Source organism: Thermodesulfobacterium hveragerdense DSM 12571, from assembly GCF_000423845.1.
Classification (GTDB): domain Bacteria; phylum Desulfobacterota; class Thermodesulfobacteria; order Thermodesulfobacteriales; family Thermodesulfobacteriaceae; genus Thermodesulfobacterium; species Thermodesulfobacterium hveragerdense.
On the sequence record NZ_AUIT01000003.1, the window covers coordinates 1 to 24,507 of the forward strand.

The 24,507-nt window shown below is 37.5% G+C and carries 23 protein-coding genes, 1 tRNA gene and 1 pseudogene; 14 read left to right on the plus strand and 11 right to left on the minus strand.

Annotation, left to right across the window (positions count from 1 at the left end):
* A pseudogene (locus G580_RS09580) lies at nt 1–210 on the minus strand (IS256 family transposase); the annotation flags it as partial.
* 141 nt (nt 211–351) lie between these two features.
* Here G580_RS09580 and G580_RS09585 point away from each other — a divergent pair.
* The 11 genes from G580_RS09585 (at nt 352) to hypD (ending at nt 9,963) form a co-directional block, all read left to right on the plus strand.
* Complete coding sequence (locus tag G580_RS09585) at nt 352–777, plus strand: HD domain-containing protein (RefSeq protein WP_281168567.1); 426 nt, start codon at nt 352–354, stop codon at nt 775–777.
* Complete coding sequence (mdh, locus tag G580_RS0101940; RefSeq protein ID WP_028840806.1) at nt 774–1,703, plus strand: malate dehydrogenase; 930 nt, start codon at nt 774–776, stop codon at nt 1,701–1,703. Before G580_RS09585 ends, mdh begins: the two co-directional genes overlap by 4 nt.
* A gap of 10 nt (nt 1,704–1,713) precedes the next feature.
* Entirely contained in the window at nt 1,714–2,793 is a 1,080-nt protein-coding gene (locus G580_RS09590; protein WP_051172983.1) for a PIN/TRAM domain-containing protein, read from the plus strand.
* Entirely contained in the window at nt 2,786–4,471 is a 1,686-nt protein-coding gene (gene mutL, locus G580_RS0101950; protein WP_028840807.1) for a DNA mismatch repair endonuclease MutL, read from the plus strand. Before G580_RS09590 ends, mutL begins: the two co-directional genes overlap by 8 nt.
* Entirely contained in the window at nt 4,468–5,388 is a 921-nt protein-coding gene (gene miaA, locus G580_RS0101955) for a tRNA (adenosine(37)-N6)-dimethylallyltransferase MiaA (RefSeq protein WP_028840808.1), read from the plus strand. Before mutL ends, miaA begins: the two co-directional genes overlap by 4 nt.
* Nucleotides 5,376–6,257, plus strand: coding sequence for a YicC/YloC family endoribonuclease (locus G580_RS0101960; protein ID WP_028840809.1), 882 nt, complete (start codon nt 5,376–5,378; stop codon nt 6,255–6,257). Before miaA ends, G580_RS0101960 begins: the two co-directional genes overlap by 13 nt.
* Before the next feature lie 20 nt (nt 6,258–6,277).
* On the plus strand, nt 6,278–7,150 hold the full coding sequence (locus G580_RS0101965) for a UbiA-like polyprenyltransferase (protein WP_028840810.1): 873 nt from the start codon (nt 6,278–6,280) through the stop codon (nt 7,148–7,150).
* The gene (locus tag G580_RS0101970; protein ID WP_028840811.1) at nt 7,151–7,942 is read left to right on the plus strand and encodes a ParA family protein; all 792 of its coding nucleotides are present in this window, start codon (nt 7,151–7,153) and stop codon (nt 7,940–7,942) included.
* Nucleotides 7,943–8,033: 91 nt separating this feature from the next.
* On the plus strand, nt 8,034–8,627 hold the full coding sequence (locus G580_RS0101975; protein ID WP_028840812.1) for a CDP-alcohol phosphatidyltransferase family protein: 594 nt from the start codon (nt 8,034–8,036) through the stop codon (nt 8,625–8,627).
* A gap of 3 nt (nt 8,628–8,630) precedes the next feature.
* Nucleotides 8,631–8,870, plus strand: coding sequence for a HypC/HybG/HupF family hydrogenase formation chaperone (locus G580_RS0101980; RefSeq protein ID WP_028840813.1), 240 nt, complete (start codon nt 8,631–8,633; stop codon nt 8,868–8,870).
* Nucleotides 8,833–9,963 (plus strand): hydrogenase formation protein HypD, encoded by a 1,131-nt coding sequence (hypD, locus tag G580_RS0101985; RefSeq protein ID WP_028840814.1) that lies wholly within the window; start codon nt 8,833–8,835, stop codon nt 9,961–9,963. The genes G580_RS0101980 and hypD overlap by 38 nt, the downstream gene beginning before the upstream one ends.
* A gap of 96 nt (nt 9,964–10,059) precedes the next feature.
* On the opposite strand, the gene G580_RS0101990 is transcribed toward hypD, so the two are convergent.
* The 4 genes from G580_RS0101990 to G580_RS10900 form a co-directional block, all read right to left on the minus strand.
* Nucleotides 10,060–11,757, minus strand: coding sequence for a nickel-dependent hydrogenase large subunit (locus tag G580_RS0101990; protein WP_028840815.1), 1,698 nt, complete (start codon nt 11,755–11,757; stop codon nt 10,060–10,062).
* 42 nt (nt 11,758–11,799) lie between these two features.
* Entirely contained in the window at nt 11,800–12,720 is a 921-nt protein-coding gene (locus G580_RS09595; protein WP_051172985.1) for a hydrogenase small subunit, read from the minus strand.
* Between the two features lie 165 nt (nt 12,721–12,885).
* The gene (locus tag G580_RS0102000) at nt 12,886–14,835 is read right to left on the minus strand and encodes an aldehyde ferredoxin oxidoreductase N-terminal domain-containing protein (RefSeq protein WP_028840816.1); all 1,950 of its coding nucleotides are present in this window, start codon (nt 14,833–14,835) and stop codon (nt 12,886–12,888) included.
* Nucleotides 14,836–14,885: 50 nt separating this feature from the next.
* Nucleotides 14,886–16,037 (minus strand): diguanylate cyclase, encoded by a 1,152-nt coding sequence (locus tag G580_RS10900; RefSeq protein ID WP_051172987.1) that lies wholly within the window; start codon nt 16,035–16,037, stop codon nt 14,886–14,888.
* A gap of 146 nt (nt 16,038–16,183) precedes the next feature.
* On the opposite strand from G580_RS10900, the gene G580_RS0102010 reads away from it, so the two are divergent.
* A complete protein-coding gene (locus G580_RS0102010) occupies nt 16,184–18,289 on the plus strand; it encodes an FtsK/SpoIIIE family DNA translocase (protein ID WP_051172988.1) in 2,106 nt (701 codons plus the stop codon).
* Nucleotides 18,240–18,884, plus strand: a complete 645-nt coding sequence (gene lolA / locus G580_RS10905; RefSeq protein ID WP_245542830.1) for an outer membrane lipoprotein periplasmic chaperone LolA — start codon at nt 18,240–18,242, stop codon at nt 18,882–18,884. Before G580_RS0102010 ends, lolA begins: the two co-directional genes overlap by 50 nt.
* A 5-nt stretch (nt 18,885–18,889) precedes the next feature.
* Here the strand turns inward: lolA and G580_RS0102020 are convergent, their stop codons facing one another.
* A complete protein-coding gene (locus G580_RS0102020; RefSeq protein WP_083960780.1) occupies nt 18,890–19,507 on the minus strand; it encodes a DedA family protein in 618 nt (205 codons plus the stop codon).
* 150 nt (nt 19,508–19,657) lie between these two features.
* Here G580_RS0102020 and G580_RS0102025 point away from each other — a divergent pair.
* Nucleotides 19,658–19,744: transfer RNA gene (locus G580_RS0102025), tRNA-Leu, on the plus strand.
* Between the two features lie 17 nt (nt 19,745–19,761).
* Here G580_RS0102025 and G580_RS0102030 read toward each other — a convergent pair.
* Genes G580_RS0102030 through dxr form a run of 5 tightly spaced genes read right to left on the minus strand, consistent with a single transcriptional unit; the run spans nt 19,762 to nt 24,506 of the window.
* Nucleotides 19,762–20,592 carry an ABC transporter permease gene (locus G580_RS0102030; protein WP_028840820.1) on the minus strand — a complete coding sequence of 277 codons (831 nt, stop codon included), beginning with the start codon at nt 20,590–20,592 and terminating at the stop codon, nt 19,762–19,764.
* Nucleotides 20,593–20,594: 2 nt separating this feature from the next.
* A complete protein-coding gene (locus G580_RS0102035; protein ID WP_028840821.1) occupies nt 20,595–21,581 on the minus strand; it encodes an ABC transporter permease in 987 nt (328 codons plus the stop codon).
* On the minus strand, nt 21,578–22,276 hold the full coding sequence (tsaB, locus tag G580_RS0102040; RefSeq protein ID WP_028840822.1) for a tRNA (adenosine(37)-N6)-threonylcarbamoyltransferase complex dimerization subunit type 1 TsaB: 699 nt from the start codon (nt 22,274–22,276) through the stop codon (nt 21,578–21,580). Before tsaB ends, G580_RS0102035 begins: the two co-directional genes overlap by 4 nt.
* The gene (gene rseP, locus G580_RS0102045) at nt 22,261–23,340 is read right to left on the minus strand and encodes an RIP metalloprotease RseP (RefSeq protein ID WP_028840823.1); all 1,080 of its coding nucleotides are present in this window, start codon (nt 23,338–23,340) and stop codon (nt 22,261–22,263) included. The genes tsaB and rseP overlap by 16 nt, the downstream gene beginning before the upstream one ends.
* Nucleotides 23,334–24,506 (minus strand): 1-deoxy-D-xylulose-5-phosphate reductoisomerase, encoded by a 1,173-nt coding sequence (gene dxr, locus G580_RS0102050; protein WP_028840824.1) that lies wholly within the window; start codon nt 24,504–24,506, stop codon nt 23,334–23,336. Before dxr ends, rseP begins: the two co-directional genes overlap by 7 nt.
* Nucleotide 24,507: the final 1 nt, after the last annotated feature.

Sequence of the window (24,507 nt, forward strand, 5' to 3'; positions counted from 1 at the left end):
AGAGATACCAAGGTTACCTAAGAAACAGGCAAGTTGTCTTTCATAGTAACCATTAGCTTTATTATCAATACTATCTCTAAGGAATATTTCTCTTTCTTTTTTCATGAGAGCGTTTAAGAGGAGTGCAGCAGCCATTTTGATACCCTCTTTTGATTCAATTTTTGAGATTTCACTTAAAACTTTTTCTAAATCTAAGTCTAAGTTTTCCATTTTACAGACCTCCTGGTTAGTTTAGTCTTTTAGGTTTTATGTTATCATTAATTTAAAAAATATTAAAAATTTTTATTATGCCTCTAAAATATTTTATTAAAAGACACAATTTATATTCTACTCCCATTTCCCCAGGTAAATTTGGAAGTTGTTTATAAAGGAGCTATGTTGCATGATATAGGCTGTTTTTTTACTTATTTCCCTAAGTTTAATGAAAAAGCTACAGAGCCTTATATTAAGCATGGAATGATAGGTAGACATATCCTTGAGAAGGAGGGGTATTTAGACCTTGCTTTCATTTGTGAAAGACACATAGGGGTAGGGATTACCAAGGAGGAGATTATAGAAAAAAAACTTCCTCTTCCCCCAAGAGATATGGTACCGCAGACCTTAGAAGAAAAAATCATAGCCTTTGCAGATAAATTTTTTTCTAAGGTTCCTGAAAGGGTAGATAAAGAAAAGTCGATAGAGGAGATTAAAAAAGAGCTTAGTAAGCATGGAGAAAAAAAAGTTTGTATCTTTGAAGCTTGGTATAGACAATTTGTTAACAGGGAGGAGAGTTTATGAGTAAGTTGGCTATTATTGGAGCAGGTGCGGTTGGGACAAGTTGTGCCCATTGGGCGATGGTTAAAAATACTGCCCGAGAGGTCGTGCTTATCGATATCATCCCAGACCTTGCTAAAGGTAAAGCTTTAGATTTGGTGCAAAGTTCTCCCCTTTTTGGATTTTCAGGAAAAATATGGGGTACAGAAGATTTTTCAGCCCTTGAGGGTGCAGACGTAGTGGTGATCACCGCTGGTAAGCCAAGACAACCAGGGATGTCAAGGGAAGATCTGATAAGCATTAACGAGAAAATAGTAAGTTCTTGCGCAGAAAATGTTAAAAAATATGCCCCTCAAAGCATAGTAATCGTAGTTTCTAACCCTCTTGATGCGATGGTTTATGTAGCCTTTAAGGTAACTGGTTTCTCTAAGGAGAGGGTTATCGGAATGGCAGGGGTGCTTGATTCAGCTCGTTATCGCTATTTTTTGGCAGAGGCTTTAGGTGTAAGTCCTAAAGACGTCCAAGCCCTGGTTATGGGAATTCATGGGGACCTTATGCTTCCTTTGGTGAGATTGGCCAATGTGTCTGGGATCCCTGTTACCGAACTTCTTCCTAAGGAAAAAATAGAAGAGATAGTTTATAGGACTAAGTTTGGTGGAGGGGAAATCGTTTCTTACCTTAAAACAGGTAGTGCTTTCACTACCCCAGGTCTTTCTGTGATAGAAATGGTAGAAAGTATTTTAAGAGACGAAAAGAGGGTGTTAACCTGCTCTGTTTACTTAGAAGGGGAATATGGAATCAAAGGGGTTTTTCTGGGAGTACCTGTGGTTTTAGGAAGAAAAGGGGTAGAAAGGGTGATAGAGTTCAAACTCTTGCCTGAAGAACAAGAGGCTTTAAAAAAGTGTGCCGAAAATTGTAAAGAACTACTCTCGTATTTGTCTATTAAGTAAAGGAGGTGCGATGCTAGGTGGTAAACACTTTTTCCCAATCATCTTTATAGCTGTTTGTACTGTTTTGGGTGGTGGCATTTTGTTTTATTTTTATCCTGAAAAAGGCTATGTTTTTCCGTTATTAGGTGGGGCTGCAAGTTTTTTTCTTGGTGTATTGGTTGTTTTTATAGAAAAAAGAATAAGAGATCTACCGTTTTTACAGTTGTTAGGTAGCTCCATCGGTTTACTGGTAGGATTAGGGGTCGCTAGGCTTATTTCCTCTATATTCCATCAAGTTTTAGGTAACACGGTTTGGGAAATTTTTCTCTATATCATGAGTATGTTAGGATTAGGATATTTAGGTCTTGTTCTTGGAGGTAAAAAATTCCAAGAAATAAAAGTTACTGACATGATAGAAAAAATTTTAGAAAAGATAGTTACTAAGGCTCTTACTCCAATTTCCACCGTTTCTAAAAAATTGGCTAAAAAAGATTCTCAAAGAGATTGGGTTAAAGAAAATCTAAAGGTACTTGACACCAGTGCTATAATAGATGGTAGAATTGTAGATGTCGCAAAAGTAGGGTGGCTTGAGGGTAAACTGGTAGTACCTAAGTTTATCTTAGAGGAGATTCAATTTTTAGCAGACAGCACTGATCCTATTAAAAGAGAAAGGGGACAAAGGGCTTTAGATTTACTTAACCAATTGAAAAACCTTCCTAAGGTAGATTTAACAATCGTAGAAACTAACTATCCTAAAATTCCTACCGATGAGAAACTTGTCAAGTTTTGTAAAGATACAGGGGCTAAACTAATTACCACAGATTACAACTTAAACAAAATTTGTCAGTTAGAAAAGATAGAGGTGCTTAACATAAACGACCTCTTCTTAGCCATAAGACTTCCAGTACATCCAGGAGATGTATTCAAAATTCATATCCTGAAAGAAGGTAAAGAAAAAGGGCAAGGAGTAGGTTATCTTGAAGACGGAAGCATGGTGGTAGTAGAAAACGGAAGGGCTTTTATAGGAAAAGAGGTAGAGGTGGTGGTAACCAACCTTTTACATTCTTCAAGCGGAAGGATAATTTTTACTCAGATAAAAAAACATGCCTAAAATTTCGATTTTACCAGAAGAGATAAGAGGGAAAATAGCCGCAGGAGAGGTGGTAGAAAGACCTGCCTCTGTGGTAAAGGAATTGGTAGAAAACTCTTTTGATGCTCAGGCTTCTTATATCAGGGTGATACTAAAAGAGGGAGGGTTAAAAGAGATCTCTGTTTATGACGACGGAGAAGGGATGGATTTAGAAGATTTAAAGCTTTGTTATTATCATTTTGCTACCAGTAAGATAAAAAATCTTGCTGATGTTTTTAAGATAGTTACCTATGGATTTAGAGGCGAAGCCCTTGCCAGTATCGCCCAAGTTTCAAGGATGTCGATAGCAAGCCGAAGAGAGGGACAGGATATAGCCTATCAGATAGAGGTTGAAGGAGGCCAAGAGTTAAACATAAAGCCTGTTAACCTTAAAAAAGGAACTCTGGTAGTGGTAAGAGATCTGTTTTTTAACCTACCTGCAAGAAAAGCCTTTCTTAGGTCTCCTAAGACAGAAACCTTAAAAATAACAGAAGTTTTTAGAGGGTTGTGTCTTTCCCATCCTGAAATCAGGTTTGAGCTTAAAGCCCAGGACGAAAAAGAAAAGATACTTTTTTCATGGGAAGGGGGATCTTTACAAGGGCTTTTACAAAAAATAACAGGAATCGATCAGAAATATTTTAAAGAGGTTCGATTAGAAATTCCACCCTATGTGGTAGACTTGATCCTTACTGATACCTCTTATACCCTTCCTCATACGAAATATATCTGGATGTTTGTAAATCAAAGATGGATAAAAGACGAGAAGATAGTTAAAATTTTTATCAGTGCGTTAAAACCATTTTACGGAAATCTTGGCTTCCCGGCAGGAGTTGTTTTTATTAAAGCCCCCTATCATCTGATAGATGTAAACGTACATCCTGCTAAATGGGAGGTAAGGTTTAAAGATGAAAAAGCCTTACATCAAATGTTGAGTTCTGCTGTAGAAAAGATTTTTTTTGAGAAAAAGTTTTTTTACCGAGAAACTTTTTCTGACGAAAAGTTAAAGACCAAAGAAGACATTTTGGACTATAAAAAGGATTGGCAACCTTTGGTTTCTTCAAGAAAAGGATCTTTCTCCGCCTCTGAGTTTCAACTATCAACGTTTAAAACCAGGGATTTTAAATACTTAGGAAGTTTTTTGCAAACCTATCTCTTGGTAGAAAGAGGAGACACACTTTACTTGATAGACCAGCATGCCCTTTCAGAACGCTTGATGTTTGAAGAAATAAAAAGGCGGTATAAGAAAGGAGCTTCTCAAGAATGTCTGTTTCCTTTGCCTTTAAGATTGACCCAAGAGGGATTAACTAACTTTAAAAATAAAAAGAAAGCCTTGGAAGAGATGGGGTTTGGTTTTGAGGTGACTGAGGATAAAGTTTTTTTAACCAAAGTCCCTACAGGTTTTGATGAGGAAGTGAGAGAGGTGTTAGAAGACCTTTTAGAAAATGATTTTGGGGATCCTAAGGTTTTATTAGATGAGGTTTTGGTAGGTTATGCTTGCAGGCTTGCTAAGAAAAAAGGAGACTTTCTGCATGAAGCTGAGTTGTATCAGTTATTAGATAAGTTTTTTGAAGATAAACTTCAAACCTGTCCTCATGGGCGTCCTCTTTATTGGATGATCGAAGCTTCTGAAATAGAAAAAAGGTTGAAGCGTAAGCTATGAAGATACAGGGATTGGTGGTCTTAGGACCCACTGGAGTAGGGAAGTCTGAGGTAGGGTTGTTTTTAGCCAAACATTTAGACGGAGAAATCATAAACTTTGATTCTCTACAGTTTTATAAAGAGTTGAACATAGGCACAGCTAAACCTACAGAAAAAGAGAAAAAAGAGGTTCCTCATCATCTTTATGATGTTTTAGACTTAGAAGAAGAGTTTAACGCCGCAAGGTTTGTAGACTTAGCTGATAAGATTATAGCCGAGATACTGACCAGGGGGAAGCTTCCTATCTTAGTTGGTGGTACAGGACTTTATCTTAGGGCGTTAGAATATGGCCTTTTCCCGGTAGAGATCCCTGAGAACATCAGAAAAGAAATCCAAAAAAAGGCAGAACAAAATTTAGAGGAATTATATGAAGAGCTTAAGAAGGTTGACCCTGAATATGCCCACAAAATTTCGTGTAAAGATAAAGTAAGGATTACCAGGGCTATGGAGGTCTTCTATACCACCGGAAAGCCTTTTTCCTCTTTTCATAAGGAAAATCCATTTTTTAACAAAAAGCGGTATAATTTTTTGAAAATAGGGTTGATTTTACCAAGAAAAGAGCTTTATCAACGGATAAATCAAAGGGTTCTCAAGATGGTCGAGACAGGGTGGATACAGGAGGTTAAAGGGCTTTTGGAAAGAGGTTTTGGTCCTTATTTGAAGGTGTTTAAAGCGATAGGTTATGGATACTTGGTAAAATATTTAGAAGGAGAGCTTAGCTTAGATGAGGCCATAACTCTCATTCAAAGAGATACAAGACGTTATGCCAAAAGACAGATTACCTGGTTTAAAAAAGAACCGGATGTAGTTTGGTTTTTGCCTAAAGAAAAAGAAAAAATATTAAACTGGGTAAAAGAGAGGTTATCATGGAAAGCATGACAGGTTTTGGTAAAGCCAGTTTTCAGATAGATAGTTTTAAGGTTACGGTGTACATAAAAAGTGTAAATTCGAAATATTTAGACCTTTCTTTAAAATTACCTAAAAGGTATACCTTTTTAGAAGAAAAGATAAGAAAACTGATAATAGAGCAAGTTTCTCGTGGAAAATTAGAAGTTCTGATAAAGCATACAGGAATTCCTGCGGAGGGGAGAGAAGTCTTTTTAGACCTTCAGACAGCTTTAAACCTTAAACAGGCCTTGGAAAGATTAAAAGAAACCTTAGATTTTGAAGAAGGATTAACCCTTTCCGATTTTTTGAGGTTTAGAGAATATCTTATGTTAGAGGATAAAGAAGAGGAGGTTGATAAACTTTGGGAAGAGGTTTACCCACCTTTAAAGGAGGCTTTAGAACAACTTAAAGCCTCAAGGGTAAAAGAGGGGACGTATTTAAAGAGGGTATTAAAAAAACACTTAGAAGACCTAAAGAGACAGATAACTGAAATCGAAACCTTAAAACCTCAGGTAATCCAAGAGAACACCGAAAAATTAAGACTTAGGCTTCAAAAACTTGCAGAAGAGATAGGAGTTAGAGATTTAGACGAAAACAGGTTTTATCAGGAACTGGTATATCTTCTTGATAAGATGGATTTTACCGAAGAACTAAACAGACTAAAGGTTCATCTTAAACATTTTGAAGAGACCTTAGAAGAATATTTCCCAGGGAAAAAGCTTGACTTTTTATGTCAGGAAATGTTTAGAGAGATTAATACTTTGTCTAACAAAGCACAGTCCTCTGCCATTTCTTTGGTAGCGGTAAGGATAAAGGATTTGATAGAAAAACTAAGAGAACAGGTTCAAAATATAGCTTAATTTTTAGGAGGGAGAAATTGTTGTCCAAGCTTAAAATTTATTCAGACCTTTTAAAGTTTGAACACACAATTTTTGCCCTTCCTTTTGGCCTGGCAAGTGTATTTTTACTCTATAAAGAAGTTCCTTCTTGGAAAAAAATCATCGCTATTTTAATAGCTATGATCTCAGCCAGAACCTTAGGGATGGCTTTAAACAGGTTAGTTGATAAACCCTTTGATGAAAAAAATCCGAGAACCAAGATCTGGCCTCATGCAAGCGGCTTGGTAAAAGATTGGGAAATAAAACTTCTTATTTTTATTAGCGGCTTGGTTTTTATAGGAAGTTGTTATGCTATTAACCTGTTAGCTTTAGCCTTAAGTCCGGTGGTGATTTTTTTCTTATGGTTTTATCCGTATGCTAAAAGGATAACCTATTTTCCTCATTTAGTGCTTGGGGTGGTTTACTTTCTTATTCCAATAGCCGTAGATGTAGCTTTAAACGAAAGGGTTAGTGCGATTGCCTTTTGGTTAGGTTTGGCTATGGGGTCCTGGGTTTCTGGTTTTGATGTGCTTTATAGCCTGCAGGATTATGAGTTTGATAAAACAATAGGGCTTAAGTCTATTCCTGTAAGATTTGGGATAGCCAAAGCCCTTAAAATATCGAGACTTCTTCATGGTCTTACCTTCTTTTCGTTAGTTTCAGTAGGGTTAGTTTATCCTAAGACTACCTGGGTTTATTATTTTGGCCTTTTATTGATCACCCTTTTTTTGGTCTATCAGCATCGTTTGATAACCGAAAAAGATCTTTCCAAGATAAATAAGGCTTTTTTTACGGTAAATGGTTGTATCAGTTTTGTTTTTTTGTTAGTGGTTGTTCTAAACGAGTTGTACTATACTTTTGGGCTAAAAGGATAGATGAAAGTATTAGCTTTTATCAACCAAAAAGGTGGGGTAGGAAAAACTACGGTATGTGTTAACCTTGCCCGGGCTTTAACCTTGGAAGGGTTTAAGGTTTTAGTGATAGATTTTGACCCTCAGGCCAACGCCTCAAGTGGTTTAGGAGTTAGGGTCAAAAAACAACAAAGCATCTATCAGGCAATCATAGAAGAAAATGTAGAGCCTTTTATCAAACAGCCGTTTTCAGGTCTCTATCTTTTGCCTTCTTCGATAGACCTTGTAGGGCTTGAGATAGAGTTGGTAGACTATCCTCAAAGAGAATATGTGCTTAGAAACCTTATTGAAAAAGGGACTTATTTACAACAACCTATAAAAGAGTTTTTCGATTTTATTTTTATCGATTCACCCCCTTCTCTTGGTTTGACAACCGTTAACATCCTAACAGCTTCTCATGGGGTGGTTATACCTCTTCAGTGCGAATACTATGCTCTGGAAGGACTATCTTTATTGGTAAAAACCATAAAGGGAATTAAAAAAAGTTTAAACCCTGAATTGATGCTCTTTGGGTTGGTTTTAACGATGTATGACGGAAGAAACCGCCTTTCTCATGAAGTAGCTGAGGAAGCAGAAAAACATTTTAAATGGATTATTTTTAAGACTCGCATCCCAAGAAGTGTAAAGGTTAGTGAGGCTCAGAGTTTTGGAAAACCTGTTCTCGATTATGATAGACAAAACAGGGTCTCCCTTGCGTTTAAAGAGTTATCCTTAGAGTTTTTAGATAGGATAAAGGAGAGACAAACTTTGGGATAAGAGGTAAGTAGTGTTAGATCAACTTTTTTGCTATTGAAGATTTACGAGAATGTGAAATAATATAAAAACTAAAAGTTAGAAAGGTTTTAACATGTCAAAGATAAACTTAAGCGAGACTGCCAGAAATTTAGCCCAACCAATATTGTTTCCTTTGGTAAAAGTACTCTCTGGTCTTAACGTCCATCCCAATGCTATCACCATTCTTTGTTTTTTAGGGTTTGTTTTAAGTTCCTTTTTTATAGCCTATGGAGAGTTTGTGGTAGCTGGGATTTTACTCCTTCTTTTTGCTCCTCTTGATGCCTTAGATGGTGCTTTAGCCAGGTTTACCAACAAAGTCTCACCTTTTGGGGCTTTTTTAGACTCAACTTTAGACCGATATGGAGAAATATTTATATTTTTTAGTTTTTGTTATTATTTTATTGCCTATAATCAGCCTTATCAGGCTCTTCTAAGTTTCTTAGGGATTACAGGGTCTTTGATGGTAAGCTATACCCGAGCAAGAGCAGAAGGGGTAGGGTTTGAATGTAAAATCGGAATGTTTACAAGGTTTGAAAGGATTAGCTTTATGATAATAGCCCTTATTTTTGATCTAATCACGTTGTTTTTGGTGGTAATTTCAGTTTTTACACATTTAACTGCCATACAAAGGATTTTATATGTATACAAAAATCAAAAGAGGAGTTAAAAGATGTGCTTGGCCTACCCTTATAAAATAGTAGAGGTAAGAGACGAATGGACAGCCGTTGCTGAGGTTCAAGGAGTAAAAACTGAGGTAGCCCTTCATCTTCTTCCTGAAAAGGTAAAAGAAGGGGATTGGGTGTTGGTGCATGTTGGTTTTGCCATTAAAAAACTTAGTGAAGAAGAAGCTCAAGAAAGTTTGAGGTACTGGGATGAAATACTTAGGCTCACTCAACCAAACATGGAATAGCTTTAAAGACCCTCAAAGGGTAAAAGTTTTAGCAGATCTTATCAAAAGAGAGGTAGAGGCTTTAGGGAATACTGTAAATATCATGGAGTTCTGCGGAGGGCATACCCATGTTATCTTGAAAAACGGGTTAGATGAGCTCCTTAAAGGTTATATCAATTTTTTACATGGCCCAGGTTGCCCGGTATGTGTAACTGCTTTAGAAAGGGTAGATTTAGCCATTGAACTTGCCAAATTACCTGATGTTATCCTCTGTACCTATGGAGACTTGATGAGAGTTCCTGGTTCTAACAAGATTAGTCTTTTAACCTTAAGGGCTGAAGGCTATGAAGTGCGTCCCCTTTCTTCATGTTTGGAAGCCATAAAAATAGCTCAAGAGTTTCCTAATAAAAAAGTAGTGTTTTTTGCCATAGGGTTTGAAACCACCGCACCTCATACAGCAGTTCTTATTAAACAAGCCCAAGAATTAGGCATTACAAACCTTTGGGTGGTCTCAAACCATATTTTAGCCTTAGAAGTCCTTGACTACCTCTTAAAAAGCGAAGAAAAACCTTTTATAGAGGCTTTTATAGGCCCAGGTCATGTAAGCACCATTACCGGAGTTCAGGTCTATCAACCGATAGTGGAAAAATACGGCACTCCTATCGTGGTGTCAGGTTTTGAGCCTTTAGACTTATTGCAGGCGGTTTATCTGATAGTAAAACAGAAAAAGGAAGGAAGATGTGAGGTAGAAATTCAGTATACCCGTACGGTGGATAAACAAGGCAACGTAAAGGCACAAGAACTTCTAAAAGAGGTTTTTGTGATAAGGGATTCTTTCCCTTGGAGAGGGTTAGGTGAGATACCAAAAAGTGCTTATGCCATAGCTCCTAAGTATGAAGCCTTAGACGGAGAAAAGTTTTTTAATCTATCTTTTCCTTCTTCTAAGGAACATCCTCAGTGTTTGTGTGGAAGGGTTATAAAGGGGCTTAACAAACCTACAGATTGTAAACTTTTTGGTAAAGCTTGCACTCCTCAAAATCCTATAGGTCCTTGTATGGTATCCTCTGAAGGGGCCTGTTTAGCCTATTTTAAATACAGAAAACAGTTTAGTTAAAACTCAAAAATATTGTAAAAATTCCTTTTTGTAATCCAAGAAATAAAAAAAGGGAGCCTTTAAAGGCTCCCTTTTTTATGGGTAAAAATTTAAACCTTAGAGTACTTTTACTCTTTTGATTTCCTTACCTTTGGCATCTAATAGATGAACAGCACAGGCTATACATGGGTCAAAGGAGTGGATGGTTCTTAACACCTCAAGTGGTTTTTCAGGGTCAACCACAGGGTTGTTGATCAAGCTCTCTTCGTAAGGACCACGTTTTCCTTTTTCACATCTTGGGCTCATGTTCCAGGTAGATGGCACAACTGCCTGATAGTTTTTGATTTTACCTTTTTCTATGACCACCCAGTGAGAAAGAGTTCCTCTTGGGGCTTCATGAAAACCAACACCCTTGATTTCCTTGGCAGGAAATTCAACCTTATTCCAGATAGCATAGTCACCCTTAGCGATGTTTTTCTCAAGAAGGTTTAGATGCTTGAAGGCAAGGTCAGCAAGCATGGCTGCTCTTATGGCTCTGGCTAAATGTCTTCCCATCGTGGAGTGAAGGTCATCCACCGTCAAGTTGACACCTAAAGCTTTAGCTTTTTCTATCGCATAGTTGACCCACTTCATCGTTAATTCATGTTTGGTAGCGATACCCACCAACACTTGAGCCAATGGGCCAACCTGCATAGGTTCTCCTTTAAAACGAGGAGCTTTGGACCAGCTGTATTTTCCGTTAGGATTGAAGTCAGTATAATTAGGAACAGTTTCACCCTGCCAGGGATGTCTTGGTCCGGTATCTTTGTACCATGAATGAGCCACACTTTCGGTAACGTTATCTCTAAAATAAGGATCGTTAAAGCTTTTGATCGGGGTATAAGTAGACAAGTCTCCGTTAAAAATGGTTCCACCAGGAAGGTCAAATACTGTTCCTTTGGTGTCAAGAGGAAGGTCTGGGACTGCTAAGTAGTTAGTTACTCCTCTTCCGATCTTAAACCAGTCTTTGTATAAGCATCCTACAGCAATCACGTCGTTAAGATAAACCTCTTGGATAAAATGTTTTACTTTCATGAGTAATTCACGGGCATAATCTAACCTTTCTGCGTTAAGGGTAGCTAAGTTGTCAGGATTGATGGCTAAAGCTACTCCACCTACTACCAACGTTTGGATGTGAGGTGTTTTAGCTCCAAAGATAGCAACCACTTTGTTAGCGTCAAACTGATAGTCTAAGGCAGTTAAGTAATGAGCTACAGCAAGTAAGTTTACCTCAGGAGGAAGTTTCATCTGTGGATGTCCCCAGTATCCGTTGGTAAAAGGTCCAATTTGCCCCTTTTCTACAAACTTTTGAAGGGTTTCTTTTACCTTTTTAAAGTAAGTAACAGAATTTCCTTCCCAATGAGACAGGCTCTGAGCAAGCTCAGCAGTTTTTTTGGGGTCTGCCTGTAAAGCAGATACTATATCTACCCAGTCAAGGGCTGATAGATGGTAAAAATGGACCATGTGGTCATGTAAAGCATGAGCACAAAGGATAATGTTCCTTACATATTGGGCATTTAAAGGAATTTCCATGCCTAAAGCGTTTTCTACTGACCTAACAGAGGCCATAGCATGAACGGTGGTACACACACCACAGAACCTTTGAGTAAAGGCCCAGGCATCCCTTGGGTCTCTTCCTTTAAGGATGATCTCAATACCTCTCCACATCTGCCCAGAAGACCAAGCATTTACTACCTTGCCTCCATCCACCTCTACATCTATCCTTAAATGTCCTTCTATCCTGGTTATGGGGTCTATGGTAATCCTTTTAGCCATACGTTAACCTCCTTTTTAATCTTTTTTTAGATATTTGTTTTATTATTCCATAATAGGCTTGTAGAACGGGGACATTTCATCCCAAAAGTCTGGTTCAACACATCCCATACATCCGTGACCAGCTCCGACTGGCCAGGCACCTACATCACAGAATCTGATCACACCACAGTTAGCATAGGTAATAGGCCCTCTGCATCCTACTTTGTATAGACAATAACCCTGTTTATGCCCTTCGTCACCAAAGGCCTCAGCAAAACGACCTTCATCAAAGTGAGGCCTTCTTTCACAGTGGTCATGGATAAGCCTACCATAAGCAAACTTTGGCCTTCTAAGTTTATCTAATTCAGGAAGTTTACCAAAGGTGAGGATATAACTGATGGTAGCAAAGAAGTTGTAGGGGTTAGGAGGACAACCAGGTATGTTGATTACCTTTTCATTGCCTATTACCTGAGGAATACCTACGGCTCCTGTGGGGTTAGGTTTAGCTGCCTGTACTCCTCCAAAAGCAGCACAGGTACCCATGTTGATAACTAGCTTAGCATCCTTTGCCACTTCTTTTAAAATCTCTATAACAGGTCTTCCACCAACCTTACAATAAATACCACCATCTTTGGTAGAAACAGCTCCTTCTACTACGCAGATGTACTCACCTTTATAGGTTTTGATGGTTTCATGGAGCACTTCTTCTGCCTGGTGACCAGCAGCTGGCATTAAGGTTTCATGATACTCAAGGTTAACCATTTCAAGCAAAAACCTTCCTAAAGGCGGATGCGAAGACCTGAGAAGTGATTCTGTACATCCGGTACATTCCATAAAGTGCAACCATACTACCGTGGGTTTAGGACCTTTTTTGAGGGCTGCTTCTACTTTTTCTACCATAGACACAGGAAGACCCATCGTAGCGGTAACTACGGTACATATCTTTAAAAAATCCCTTCTACTAAGGTCTTTGAGGTTAAACATACGCATACCTCCTCTTTGTATTATCTTTAATTAAAAGAGATTATAGTTTTTTGCGAAAAAAGTCAACTTTAGTTTTTCAGATTTTTTTTATAATAGATTAAATAATTTAAATTTGACAAAAATTTTTTGATAAAATTCTTTTGATTTCTTGCTTTTTTGACGTTTTTAGGAAATGCCTACTAAATAAAGATAGGAAAGATAAAACCTTTCAAACCACTCTAAGTACGCTCTTTTTTTATTTTTAGTAAACTTAGTGTACCATTTAGAAAGGCTTAACTCTTCTGCTAAGGTACAGAATATATCTGTGGCTTTTTCACTTTCTAACGGTTGAGGTAAAGCTTTAGCCTTAAGATTATAGATTCCTATGTTTCGATAAACCTCTTTCATCTTTTCTTCATATTCAGATATTCCTAATTGTTGGTAAAGAGATGGAATGAGGTTTTCGGCCCAACCTCTGTGGAACCGACAAAAAGCTGCGTTGGAAAGGCCAATTTCTTTGATGGCTCTTTGATAGACCTGTTTAGCAAACTCTTCTGGAGAAGTAAAGGCTAAACAGTAATCTGTCCAGTACTTACCTGTTATGAAAATAGGAATAAGGAATCCTTTGGTCCAATAAAAATTAGGGGTCATATAACCATCTTCTCCATAAGGTTGATAAAGAGCTAAATCCCTAAAAGAAAGCCCTACTGAGGTAATTCTGTCTTCATAGAGATTTTCTAAGTATGTTATCGCCTGTCTTAGACCTTTTTCTGCGATAAGGGATAGTATTTTGTTTTTCTTACTCACCAAACCTTCAATAATCTCAAAAGCTAATTTTCCGTTAACTTCCCAGGCCTTAGGATTTAGTTTAAAGGGATCCAAACAAGGAGGCTCTGAAACCCCTACCTCTTCACAGGTTAGAAGTTCCTTTTGTATAGCCTCAAGTAAAAACATTACCACATGTCCTGCTTCTATAGCATCAAGCCCTTTTTGGTCTATCAGGTCTACGATTTTTGAAGCTAAATCTAAGTTAAAAACTCCTATTAAAGGCCCAATTCCTTGAAAAGGTTCGTAGTCTACCTTTTTCCCTTTCCATACTTTTTTACAAGCCACAGGACAGGGCTCTCCACAGGTTTTCCAAGTTTTAGCTTGCTCAAAAGTGAGTTCTTTAAAGGGTTTCCAATAATAAGAAAGGATAAGGTCAGCTAATTTTTTTCTAAACTCCCTTTTAAGGTATATACTGTTAAAGCAAAAGGTAGGCAACCATTCTTTGTAGTAAGGATAGTTAGACCCAAAGGTACCTCCTGCTCCTATTTTAGGGTCAAATCTATACTTTAAGGTAGCTGAGTTTACTGCTGAAGTATAATCTCTGGAGGTAACTTCTTGGAAAAACTTGGCGAAATTTTTAATGTTTGAAAAAATCTCAGGAACCTGGGGCCTGGCTTCTCCACCTACCACCAGGCCAACCACCCCATGGGCTTGAGCTAAAACTGACCCTGGGCCTGCCCTTCCTGCAAAGTCTTCACTTCCTTGGATAAGCTCTTTTTTTTCAGGGTTTACGTCTATTGAAACCAAAGACCCAAGCTTAGTAGAAAAAGCTCCTTCCCCTACCAGCACAGCCCTTGCTTTGTTTTTAACAAAAAAGTCTGAGTAATTATCTAAAAGATATTTAGTTATGGCATAAGTTCCTTTATATCCACTATAGTTTTCATAAATTTCTTTAAGTTTTTCTTTTCCTATCGTTTCAAACCTTAGGTTTATCCCTTCAGTGCGTCCTTCTACAAAAATAACGACAGGTTCAGGACTTTTACCAAAAATGGCAAATCCATTAACCCCAGACCTTACGAACTTATAACCCACCCCTCCCATTTCTGATACATGTAAGCCAAGACTTTCTGGACTTCTAAATACCGCTACCAACCTGTGGGTACCAAAAATTTTCCCTCCAGCAAAAGGTCCGGTTCCTAAAAAGAGTACGTTAGTCCCTGAAAAAACCTCTTCCTTAAAGCTTTCTATCTCCTCTAAATGTATTCGTACCCCTATATCTACAGGACCTAAGTAAGGTGGGATCGGATAATTTTTGATTTCCCAAGTTTTTTGATTTACATCTATCCACAAGACTTTATATTCAAGCATTTTAAAACCCTCTAACCGGTTGATGTAAAACGAACTTGTATAGATAAAACCTAAAAGATCACAATACGGTTTTTACCTTTGATTTTACCCTGATATAAGGCTTTATCAAGTCTGTTTAAAAAGCTATCTAAGGTGTCTTCGTCTTTCCAAGAAGTAACCCCAAAGGAAGCGGTAATCTTAAGTTTTTTTTCACCAAAGTTATGTTTTTCGATTAAATTTCTTAGATGATCAGCTAATATTTGTGCTTTTTCTAAAGGAGTCTCTGGACAAACAAGGATAAATTCTTTTCCTCCCCATCTCCCAAGGATATCCTGATTTCTTATTCTTTGCTTAATTATTTCAGTTATTTCTTTTAAAACCCTATCTCCTTCTGCGTGTCCGTAGGTGTCGTTTACCTTCTTGAAGTCGTCAATATCTATAAGTATTGCAGAAAATTCATAATCCTTTTGAGTTTGTTTTTTCAAAGCTTCTTGTTTAATCTTGTGAAGTATATATCTTCTGTTGTAAACTTTGGTAAGAGGGTCTATGATAGAAATATTAACAGCCCGAGCCCAGAAAAAAATTAAAAATCCATTCAAGATAAACAGAAGTACCAAGCCTATATAAGGAATAATTATATTTTGATAGAACTTTTGTTGAATAGGTTTAAACTTTTTAAGTGAGATACCGGTATAGAGAATCCCAATAATTTTACCAGAGGGATCTTTTATAGGTTTGTAGGCAGTGATGTATTTTTCTCCTAATATGTCTGCGATACCATAATACTCTTTCCCATGTTGTAAAACCCTTTGTGCAACAGGAGGGCTTACCTTAGTTCCTATGATACGGGCACCTAATTCATTTCTTATGGTAGTGGTGACCCTTGTATCGTTTAGAAACACAGTAGCGGTGTTTCCTGTTGCTTTTTCAAAAAAGTCTACTATCTCAAAATTGTCATTAATCAAAACCTTTCCTTTATACAACCTACCGTTTAATACCTGCCATTCCCCAGGATATTTTAGGTTTAATAACACTTCAAACATGTTTAGGTCTTTCTTTACATGTAAGGTAGCTACTTCTAAAACCTGATGGTAAGTGCAACGGGCTGAAATCCAACCTACTAAAAGGGCTAAAAATATAGATAACCCTATAAAAAACAATATGAGCTTGGATTTGGAAGATAAAAAATTGTGAACTATATATCCAGCAAGGCGATATTTCATAACATTTTAAAACTAAATGTGATAGTGTTTTTATCAGAAGTTATGTTATAATTTTTATAAAAATTTGTCAAGTTTAACTTTAATGAAAACGGGTTTAAATTTTTATTAAAAATTACCCAAACTGTATAAAGTTGACCTATAAAAGGGTGTTTTTCATTTATTTTTTATTTTTTATTTTTTCTATTTTTCTGTTAGTTTCCATTTATTCTTATAATCCTTATGACCCGGGAATAGGTGTTTCTGGAGCAATTGAAATTACTAATTTAGGTGGGCTTTTAGGGGCTTATACGGCTTCTTTTTTTTATTTTATCTTTGGTATCGTAAGTCTTTTAATTCCTGTCCTTCTTATTTTAGGGTTTTTCCTAAAATTGATGGGAGGGTCTATTAAAAGGTTAGGTTTTAGTTTTTCTTTTCTGATTTTATCTCTTTGCATGTTGATAGGTTATACTTTTAATCTTTTAGAAACCAAAAATCTTTTACTTTTTGGACGTTTCCCTTTAAACGGAGGATTTATAGGGGAGTTGAATTTTTATTTTAGACTTTGGGTAGGAGATTTTGTTTTTTTGGTGATAATGTTTGCCTTTCTTCTTGTTTCTTTTTTGGTAGGATTAGGTTTTAACCCGATAACCTTTAAATCCATCTTAACCAAACTTCGGTATAAAAAAGACATAAAAAAAACAGAAGAAAAACCTGAGGGAAAATTTGAAAAGATTTCCTCAACCAAGATATCTTCTCAACCGGTTGAGGAATCCCTGTCTTTTGAAATTAAACCTTTAAACTCAAAAAATAATACTAAAGAGAAGATTTCTAAAAAGAAGGTCCAAGAAGAAACACAGATAAAGGAATTCGAAAAAACCTTGCCACCACCTGTAGATTTACTTAGGGATCCTCCCCTTTCTTCTTACAGGGTAAGGCCTGAGGAGTTAAAAGAACGTGCCTTGGTGTTGATCTCAAAACTTAAAGAGTTTGGTATAGAAGGTGATGTAGTAGGTGTTTCTCCAGGCCCAGTGATTACTGTATTTGAGTTTAGACCAGCTCCCGGTATTAAAATCAGTAAAATCCAGGGCTTGGTAGATGACTTAGCCTTGGGGCTTTCTGCTAAAAGTGTAAGGATAGTTGCCCCTATCCCAGGTAAAAGTGTGATAGGTATTGAAATTTCAAACCCTAAAAGAGAGTGGGTATATCTTAAGGACATTTTACAGAGCGAAGCTTTTATTCAGTCTAAGTCTCCTCTTACCATTGCCTTAGGTAAGGATATTTCAGGAGCTCCTGTGGTAGCTGACCTTAAAAAGATGCCTCATCTTTTGATAGCCGGAAGCACTGGTTCTGGAAAAAGCATCTTTTTACACAGCGTAATTTTAAGCCTTATCTACAAAGCAACCCCGGAAGAGGTAAGATTCTTGATGATCGATCCTAAAAGGATCGAACTTTCCGTTTACGATGGAATTCCCTATTTATTACATCCTGTGGTGTTAGAACCTAAGATGGCTACCAAGGCTTTAAGATGGTTGGTAGGGGAGATGGAAAAAAGGTATACCCTTTTTGAGGAGGTAGGGGCAAGAAACCTTGAGTCTTATAACGAACAGTTTGACGAAAAACTGCCTTATTTAGTGATGATCATCGATGAGTTGGCAGACCTTATGGTGGTATCTTCTAAAGAGGTAGAAACCTTACTTACCAGACTGGCTCAGATGGCAAGGGCAGCAGGAATACATCTACTGGTAGCCACCCAAAGACCTTCGGTAGATGTAATCACCGGGTTAATCAAGGTTAACTTTCCAGCCAGGATCTCCTTTCAGGTTACCTCTAAAGTAGACTCAAGGACCATCCTTGATATCCAGGGAGCAGAAAGGCTTTTAGGGGCAGGAGATATGCTTTTTATGCCTCCTGGATCATCTTATCTACAAAGAATTCATGGTCCTTATGTTTCAGAAGAAGAAGTTAAGATATTAGTAGATTATCTTAAATCTATCGGAGAACCTGAGTATTTAGCCAACTTAGAGGAGATAGAAGACGAAGAACCTATTTCTGTTGAAGAGGAAAGCGATTACGAAGATGACAAACTGTATGAAGCTGCCTTGAAAATTGCCTATCAGTATGGTAAAATTTCTGTATCGATGCTTCAAAGAAAGCTTAGGATAGGTTACAACCGAGCTGCAAGGTTGGTAGAACGTATGGAGGAGGAAGGCATTGTTGGCCCAAGTGATGGTGTTCGTCCTCGCTCTGTTATTGGTTCTCGTAAACCCCTTTAGTCTTAAGGCCCAAACTGTAGACGAGGTCATAGACCATATCCAAGATTTTTATCAAAAAATACAGACGCTTGAAGCAGAATTTATCCAGGAAGCCTATATTTCTCAAGGCCATAAGGAGGTGTCTTCAGGTAGACTCTGGATTAAAAAACCTGGCAAATTTCGCTGGGAATACTACAGGCCCCAAAAACTTTTTATCATATCTTCTGGAAAAAGTATATACTTTTACTATCCAGAAGAAAAACAAGCCTTGGTTTATCCTTCAGGCACAACCTTTGGCTCTAAATTAGCCCTGGGGTTTATGACCGGAAGGGGAAATGTGAAGACAGACCTTAAGGTCGAAAGTTTTCAGACCTTAGATAACGATTTTTGGAAGCTAAACTTTTTACCTGCTAACAACGACCAAAAGGTAAGAAGGATTTCTTTGGTGGTAAACCCTAAATCTGGAGAGGTTAAAGAAGTTATTTTAAACATGGCTTCAGGAGAAACCTTAAGGATAATTTTTAACAATTTAAGATATAATAAAGCCATTAAAGACAGCTTTTTTCATTTTTCACCTTCGAAGGACGTAAAAGTTATTCAAGCTCAAAGTGATTAAAAAGTCTATTTTCTTTTTAGTTTAAACCAGATGTAAACCCCCAAAATCACCACACAAAAGATTACTATTCCTATAGAACCACGTTCTAAGTAAGTTTTAAGAAGGGCCTCGTTTTTTCCAAAAAAATATCCACAAAACCCAAGGAAGCTACACCATAATAATGCCCCCAATAGAGTATAAAAAGAAAACAGAAAAAGTCCCATCCTGGCAAACCCTGCAGGGATAGAAATGACATGTCTAAGTCCTGGAAGGAGCCTTCCTATGAAGGTACTGATATGCCCGTGTTGATCCCAAAATCTTTCCATTTTTTGAAAGGAATATTCGGTTAGAAGTACATACTTACCGTATCGTCTGACAAACCTTAAAAACATCGGACGACCAAACTTAAGGGCTAAAAAATAATTGATAAGAGCTCCAGCCCAACTACCTAACGTACCTGCTATGATAACACCGCAAAGGGAAAGTTTACCTTGATAGGCAAGGTAAGCAGCGGGAGGTATGATTATTTCACTTGGGATAGGAATTAAAGTAGACTCAAGGGTCATCAAAAAAAATACACCTAAATAACTACTTTTTTCAAAAAAAAGCAAAAAATATTGCATAAAATCTTTTAAAAATTCCATAAAAGGTCCTCCTAACCTTTTTCAGAAGTGTAAGGTTTAAAGAGTTAAAGGTTTAATTTAAAATCATATAAAATCATATAAAAAATTACTTAAACAAGGTTTAATCCGTCTTGACAAACCAAAAAAGGATAATATATTATTACTCAATACGCCGAGGTGGCGGAATTGGTAGACGCGCTGGCTTGAGGGGCTAGTGGACGTCGGTCCGTGCGGGTTCGAGTCCCGCCCTCGGCACCATCTATGTTCTTTTCTTTTCATCTTTCTTTCCTTTTAGGATTCAAAATTTCTTGTAAAGTTTCTCCAATTATGGTAAACGCAAGAACCGTTATCAAAATAGCCATCCCTGGGTAAAAAGAAAGCCACCAGGCTACTTCTAAGGTCTCTTTACCGTCTATCAGCATATTCCCCCAAGAAGGTGTGGGAGGCTGTACTCCTATACCAAGAAAGGAAAGGGCAGATTCTATCAAGATGGCCTGTCCAAGCCCTAAGGAAGCAGAGACCAAAATAGGAGGTAGGGCATTAGGTATAAGATGTTTAAATAAAATCCTTAAGGATGATGCCCCGTAGGTTTTGGCTATCAACACAAAGTCTCTTTCTTTTAAGGATAAAATTTCGGCTCTTACTAAACGAGCTAATCCCATCCAGCTGGTAGCACCTATTACCACCATGATGGTAACGATAGATGGTTCTAAATAGGCTACCATAGCTAAAACCAAAAATATGGTGGGGAAACAAAGCATGATGTCAATAAACCTGCAAATAATCAGGTCAACCCATCCTCCGAAGTAGCCAGCTATCGCTCCTAAGACTACACCTATCACCAGAGATAATCCTACTGCCACCAAGCTTACCTCAAGAGAGATCCGAGAGGCATAGATCATCCGGCTTAACACGTCTCTTCCTAAAAGATCAGTTCCTAACGGATGGGCTAAGGAAGGTGGTTGAAGTATATGGTCTACGTTTATTTCTAAAGGGTCATAAGGGGCTATGTAAGGAGCAAAGACAGCCAAAATAGCTAAAAATAGAATGATTATTAAAGAAGCCGTTCCTAAACGATTTTTTAACAACTCTTTTATTAAAAACATTCTTAATGTTTATCTCCAAGCCTTATTCTTGGGTCTGCCAGAGCATATCCTATGTCTGCTAAAAAGTTCCCTATCAAAGTAAGCACAGCTACCAGGAAAAGGTTGGCCATGATAACAGGATAATCCCTTGCCATCACCGCTTGCCACATCAGCTGTCCTAATCCAGGTATCCCAAAAATGGTTTCAAAGATAACACTACCCCCTATAAGTCCAGGTAAAGAAAGACCTAAGATGGTAATAAGGGGTAAAAGGGCGTTTCTTAAGGCATGCTTATAGATTACTTCTTTTTCTGAAATTCCTTTAGCCCTGGCAAAAAGAATATAGTCAGCCTTTAATACTTCTACCATAGAATTTCTCACATATCTTGAGATACCTGCAATTCCTCCAAAGGTAGCTACAAAAAGCGGGCAAATCAGGTGTTTCGTCCAGTCCCAAATTTTTTCAAGAAGACCCATTTCTTCATAACCTAAGGTGGAATGTAGCCCAGAAATAGGAAGCCATTGAAGTTTTACCCCAAAAATCATCATAAGAATGATGGCCAGCCAAAAGCTGGGCATAGCATAACCCAAAAAAACCACTATGGTTAGTATTCGATCAATCCAACTTCCAGCTTTTACAGCCCCCAACACCCCTAAGGGTAAAGAAATCATAAAGATTAAAATTAAAGAAAGAAAGTTTAAGAGTAAGGTAATCGGAAGCCTTTCTTTGATTTTATCCCATACCGGTCTTTGGTCTGGAGAAAAAGAACGCCCAAAATCAAGCTTAGCTGCTTTTTTTAGCCATTCCCAGTATTGAACATAAAGTGGTTTGTCAAGACCGTACATTTTAACCAATCTTTCTCGATATTCTGGGGTGATCTTTGGGTTGAAGTCAGTGATAGGACTTAAAGGACCTCCTGGAGCTAAATGAATTACCGAAAAACTTATGACAGTAATCCCAAAAAGTGTTATCAAAAACACCATAAATCTTTTTAACAAGAAAAGGATCATCTTTTATCGCCTCGTTTTCTTTCTGCTTCAGATGGTTTTAAATACAAAGGAAGTAAATCTTCTGCAGATTTCACTTCAAAATCGTTATTTCTTAGCTTTAAATAAACCAGTTTGGCCACATTTTCCAAGGTAAGACCTATCGTAAAAGGCCATTTTAAAAAATTAGGACCTAAAATTTCTTTCAAATAGGGTTCCCATTTTTCTAAGGTTTCACCAACAAACCAGGAAGTTTCTTTTATCAAATCAGGTATACTCTTGACTGAGACGCAAACAGGAAAAATCTCTGTTTTTAGGTTATTTTCTTCCCATCTATAGACACCTAAAAAAACTTCTTGGCTATAGGCATCTATCAGAGATACCACAGGTAAGTTTGCTGGAAAGGTTTCTACCGCAAGCACTTCAAGGCTAAAAAAGGGTATCACCGGTTTAGGTGATATTAAACTTAATCCTTTTAGCACCGAAAGCCCAACTCTTAATCCAGTAAAACTACCTGGACCAAGGTCTATGGCATAGTAGTCTATGGTCTTTAGGTCTAATCCTAAGTTTTTTTCAAAAAAAGTTAAACACTGAAAAATTATCTGAGAATAAGACTGAGAGGACCTTAAGGTAACAGCCCCTAACAATTTATCTTTTATAAGGGCTATACCTCCAGACTTCCCTGCTGTTTCTATAGCTAAAACTAAGGGAGTTTCCATCCGCTAAGAAGTTTAAGGATGTCGTTGTAAAACACAGCTATACTTAGAGCAATGATGATAAAAAGTCCTATTTTAAAGATAAGCTCTTGGGTTTTTAAGGATAAAGGTTTTCTTCTGATGGCCTCTATACCAAAAATGACTAAATGGCCTCCGTCAAGCATAGGTAAAGGGAGAAGGTTTATAATCCCTAAGTTGATCGAAAGAAGTCCGGTAAAAGAAATAAGAGGATAAATCCCTAATTTGGCCGTATCTCCTGCCATTTTTCCGATGGTAATAGGACCTCCTAACGTAGAAAAAGGCAATTCTCCTATAAAGAGTTTAAAGATAGCTACAAAGGTAAGGACAGTTATGTCTACCACCTTTTCTACAGCAAGGACAAAGGATTCACCAAAACCGTGCCTTTGATGAACAACCTCTTGGGTTGACTTGACCCCGATAAAAGGTACCTGGGTTTTTTTCCCAAAGATGTTGTATCCTTCTTTCATTTCAGGAGCGATTTTTACCTCAAACTCTTGAGAGTTTCTCTTTATCTTAAGGGAAACTTCTTTTATGTTTTCTTGACTTTTTAGATATAAGATAAGCTGGTCAAAAGATTTGACCTTTTTGCCGTTTACTTCTATGATTTCATCTCCAGGAGCAAGTCCTGCTTTTTCAGCTGGAGAACCAGGTAAAACCTCTCCTATTTTGGTAGAAAGAAGATAAGAACCAGAGGCCCAAAAAAGAAACCAAAAGAGAAGAACAGGTAAGATAAAATTAGCCAAAGGGCCTGCAACCACGATAAACGCCTTTTGCCAGGGTTTTTTAAAGGCAAAAGCTTTGTCTTTTTCGACTACAGAAGGCAACGTTTCAGGATGCTCTCCATAAAGTTTCACGTATCCACCTAAAGGAAAGACAGACACCCTATATTCTGTTTCTCCTACTTTAAAACCAATAATTTTAGGCCCAAAGCCTAAGGAAAAAATTTCTACTTTGACCCTCATGAGTTTAGCTGCTATAAAATGACCTAACTCGTGAACAAAAATAAGTACACCAATTACTAATAAAGCTATAATTACTGTTAGCATGTTTTATTTCCTTTTATCAGGTTTTCTACATAAAGACAAACCTCTTTATGCAATTTTAAAATAAAAGATAAATCTTCTTTATAAGAAGGCATCTCTGGTATTTTAAACCCATCGAGTGTTTTTGCAAGAAAATAAGGGATTTTATCAAAGGTGATTCTTTTTTGTAAGAAAGCCTCTACCACCACTTCATCAGCTGCCTCAAGGATAAGAGGATAAACTCCTCCTTTTTGTCCTGCTTCATAAGCAAGCTTAAGGCAGGGAAATTTCTCAAGGTCAGGGGCCTCAAAAACTAAACTGCCAATTTTCTCCAGTTGAACCTTAGGTACCTGAAGTTTAACCCTTTCAGGGTAGTTTAAGGCATAAGATATGGGCAGTTGCATGTCAGGAGAGCTAAGGTGCATTAAAATACTTCCGTCTATCAACTCAACCAAACCATGGACTAAACTTTGAGGATGGATAAGTACCTCTATCTTTTCCAAGGGAAAGTCAAAAAGGACCTTAGCTTCAAGAACTTCAAAACCCTTATTCATAAGGGTAGCAGAATCTACCGATATTTTAGCTCCCATCTTCCAGTTCGGGTGTTTTACCGCCATCTCTGGGGTAATTTTAACAAACTCCTCTAAAGGTAGACGATAAAAAGGACCCCCTGAGGCTGTAAGGATGATTCTCTTTACCTGTTCTTTTTTTTCTTTTTGTAAAAGCTGAAAAATCGAAGAATGTTCGCTGTCAACAGGCAAAAGTTCGGCTTTAGCCTCTTTAGCTATTTTTTTTAAAATATCCCCAGCTACGATCAAGCTTTCTTTGTTGGCTATAGCTACCCTTTTTCCTGCCTTTAAAGCATAATAGGTGGGTAAAAGGGCTTTTATCCCAGAAATTCCTATGACTATTATCTCAGCCTCTTCTAACTGAACTAAAGTCTTAAGTCCTTCCTCTCCTACCAAGACTTCAGCTTTATAATCTAAAGAACTCTTCAACTTTTCAACAGAAGAAAGCTCTTCTACTACCAAATAGGGAATTTTAAAGGATCTGGCAATTTCCTCTAAGGCCTCAATCTTGCTACGACAAGAGGCTCCTAAAATCCTAAATTTTTCAGGATGGGCTTGAACTACCTTAAGGGTAGAATTTCCTATCGAGCCTGTAATACCAAGTATTACTAAATTTTTCATT

What these genes read in the sequence shown, in the direction of transcription:
- G580_RS0102020 (WP_083960780.1), bottom strand. Translation starts at nt 19,507, where the DNA reads ATGGAATTTTTAAAAGATTTTATGCAATATTTTTTGCTTTTTTTTGAA.
- mutL (WP_028840807.1), top strand. Translation starts at nt 2,786, where the DNA reads ATGCCTAAAATTTCGATTTTACCAGAAGAGATAAGAGGGAAAATAGCC.
- G580_RS10900 (WP_051172987.1), bottom strand. Translation starts at nt 16,037, where the DNA reads ATGAAATATCGCCTTGCTGGATATATAGTTCACAATTTTTTATCTTCC.
- G580_RS0102000 (WP_028840816.1), bottom strand. Translation starts at nt 14,835, where the DNA reads ATGCTTGAATATAAAGTCTTGTGGATAGATGTAAATCAAAAAACTTGG.
- dxr (WP_028840824.1), bottom strand. Translation starts at nt 24,506, where the DNA reads ATGAAAAATTTAGTAATACTTGGTATTACAGGCTCGATAGGAAATTCT.
- G580_RS09595 (WP_051172985.1), bottom strand. Translation starts at nt 12,720, where the DNA reads ATGTTTAACCTCAAAGACCTTAGTAGAAGGGATTTTTTAAAGATATGT.
- hypD (WP_028840814.1), top strand. Translation starts at nt 8,833, where the DNA reads ATGAAATACTTAGGCTCACTCAACCAAACATGGAATAGCTTTAAAGAC.
- G580_RS0101970 (WP_028840811.1), top strand. Translation starts at nt 7,151, where the DNA reads ATGAAAGTATTAGCTTTTATCAACCAAAAAGGTGGGGTAGGAAAAACT.
- tsaB (WP_028840822.1), bottom strand. Translation starts at nt 22,276, where the DNA reads ATGGAAACTCCCTTAGTTTTAGCTATAGAAACAGCAGGGAAGTCTGGA.
- G580_RS0102030 (WP_028840820.1), bottom strand. Translation starts at nt 20,592, where the DNA reads ATGTTTTTAATAAAAGAGTTGTTAAAAAATCGTTTAGGAACGGCTTCT.
- G580_RS0101960 (WP_028840809.1), top strand. Translation starts at nt 5,376, where the DNA reads ATGGAAAGCATGACAGGTTTTGGTAAAGCCAGTTTTCAGATAGATAGT.
- G580_RS0101990 (WP_028840815.1), bottom strand. Translation starts at nt 11,757, where the DNA reads ATGGCTAAAAGGATTACCATAGACCCCATAACCAGGATAGAAGGACAT.
- G580_RS0101980 (WP_028840813.1), top strand. Translation starts at nt 8,631, where the DNA reads ATGTGCTTGGCCTACCCTTATAAAATAGTAGAGGTAAGAGACGAATGG.
- G580_RS0101975 (WP_028840812.1), top strand. Translation starts at nt 8,034, where the DNA reads ATGTCAAAGATAAACTTAAGCGAGACTGCCAGAAATTTAGCCCAACCA.
- rseP (WP_028840823.1), bottom strand. Translation starts at nt 23,340, where the DNA reads ATGCTAACAGTAATTATAGCTTTATTAGTAATTGGTGTACTTATTTTT.
- G580_RS0102035 (WP_028840821.1), bottom strand. Translation starts at nt 21,581, where the DNA reads ATGATCCTTTTCTTGTTAAAAAGATTTATGGTGTTTTTGATAACACTT.
- G580_RS09590 (WP_051172983.1), top strand. Translation starts at nt 1,714, where the DNA reads ATGCTAGGTGGTAAACACTTTTTCCCAATCATCTTTATAGCTGTTTGT.
- miaA (WP_028840808.1), top strand. Translation starts at nt 4,468, where the DNA reads ATGAAGATACAGGGATTGGTGGTCTTAGGACCCACTGGAGTAGGGAAG.
- mdh (WP_028840806.1), top strand. Translation starts at nt 774, where the DNA reads ATGAGTAAGTTGGCTATTATTGGAGCAGGTGCGGTTGGGACAAGTTGT.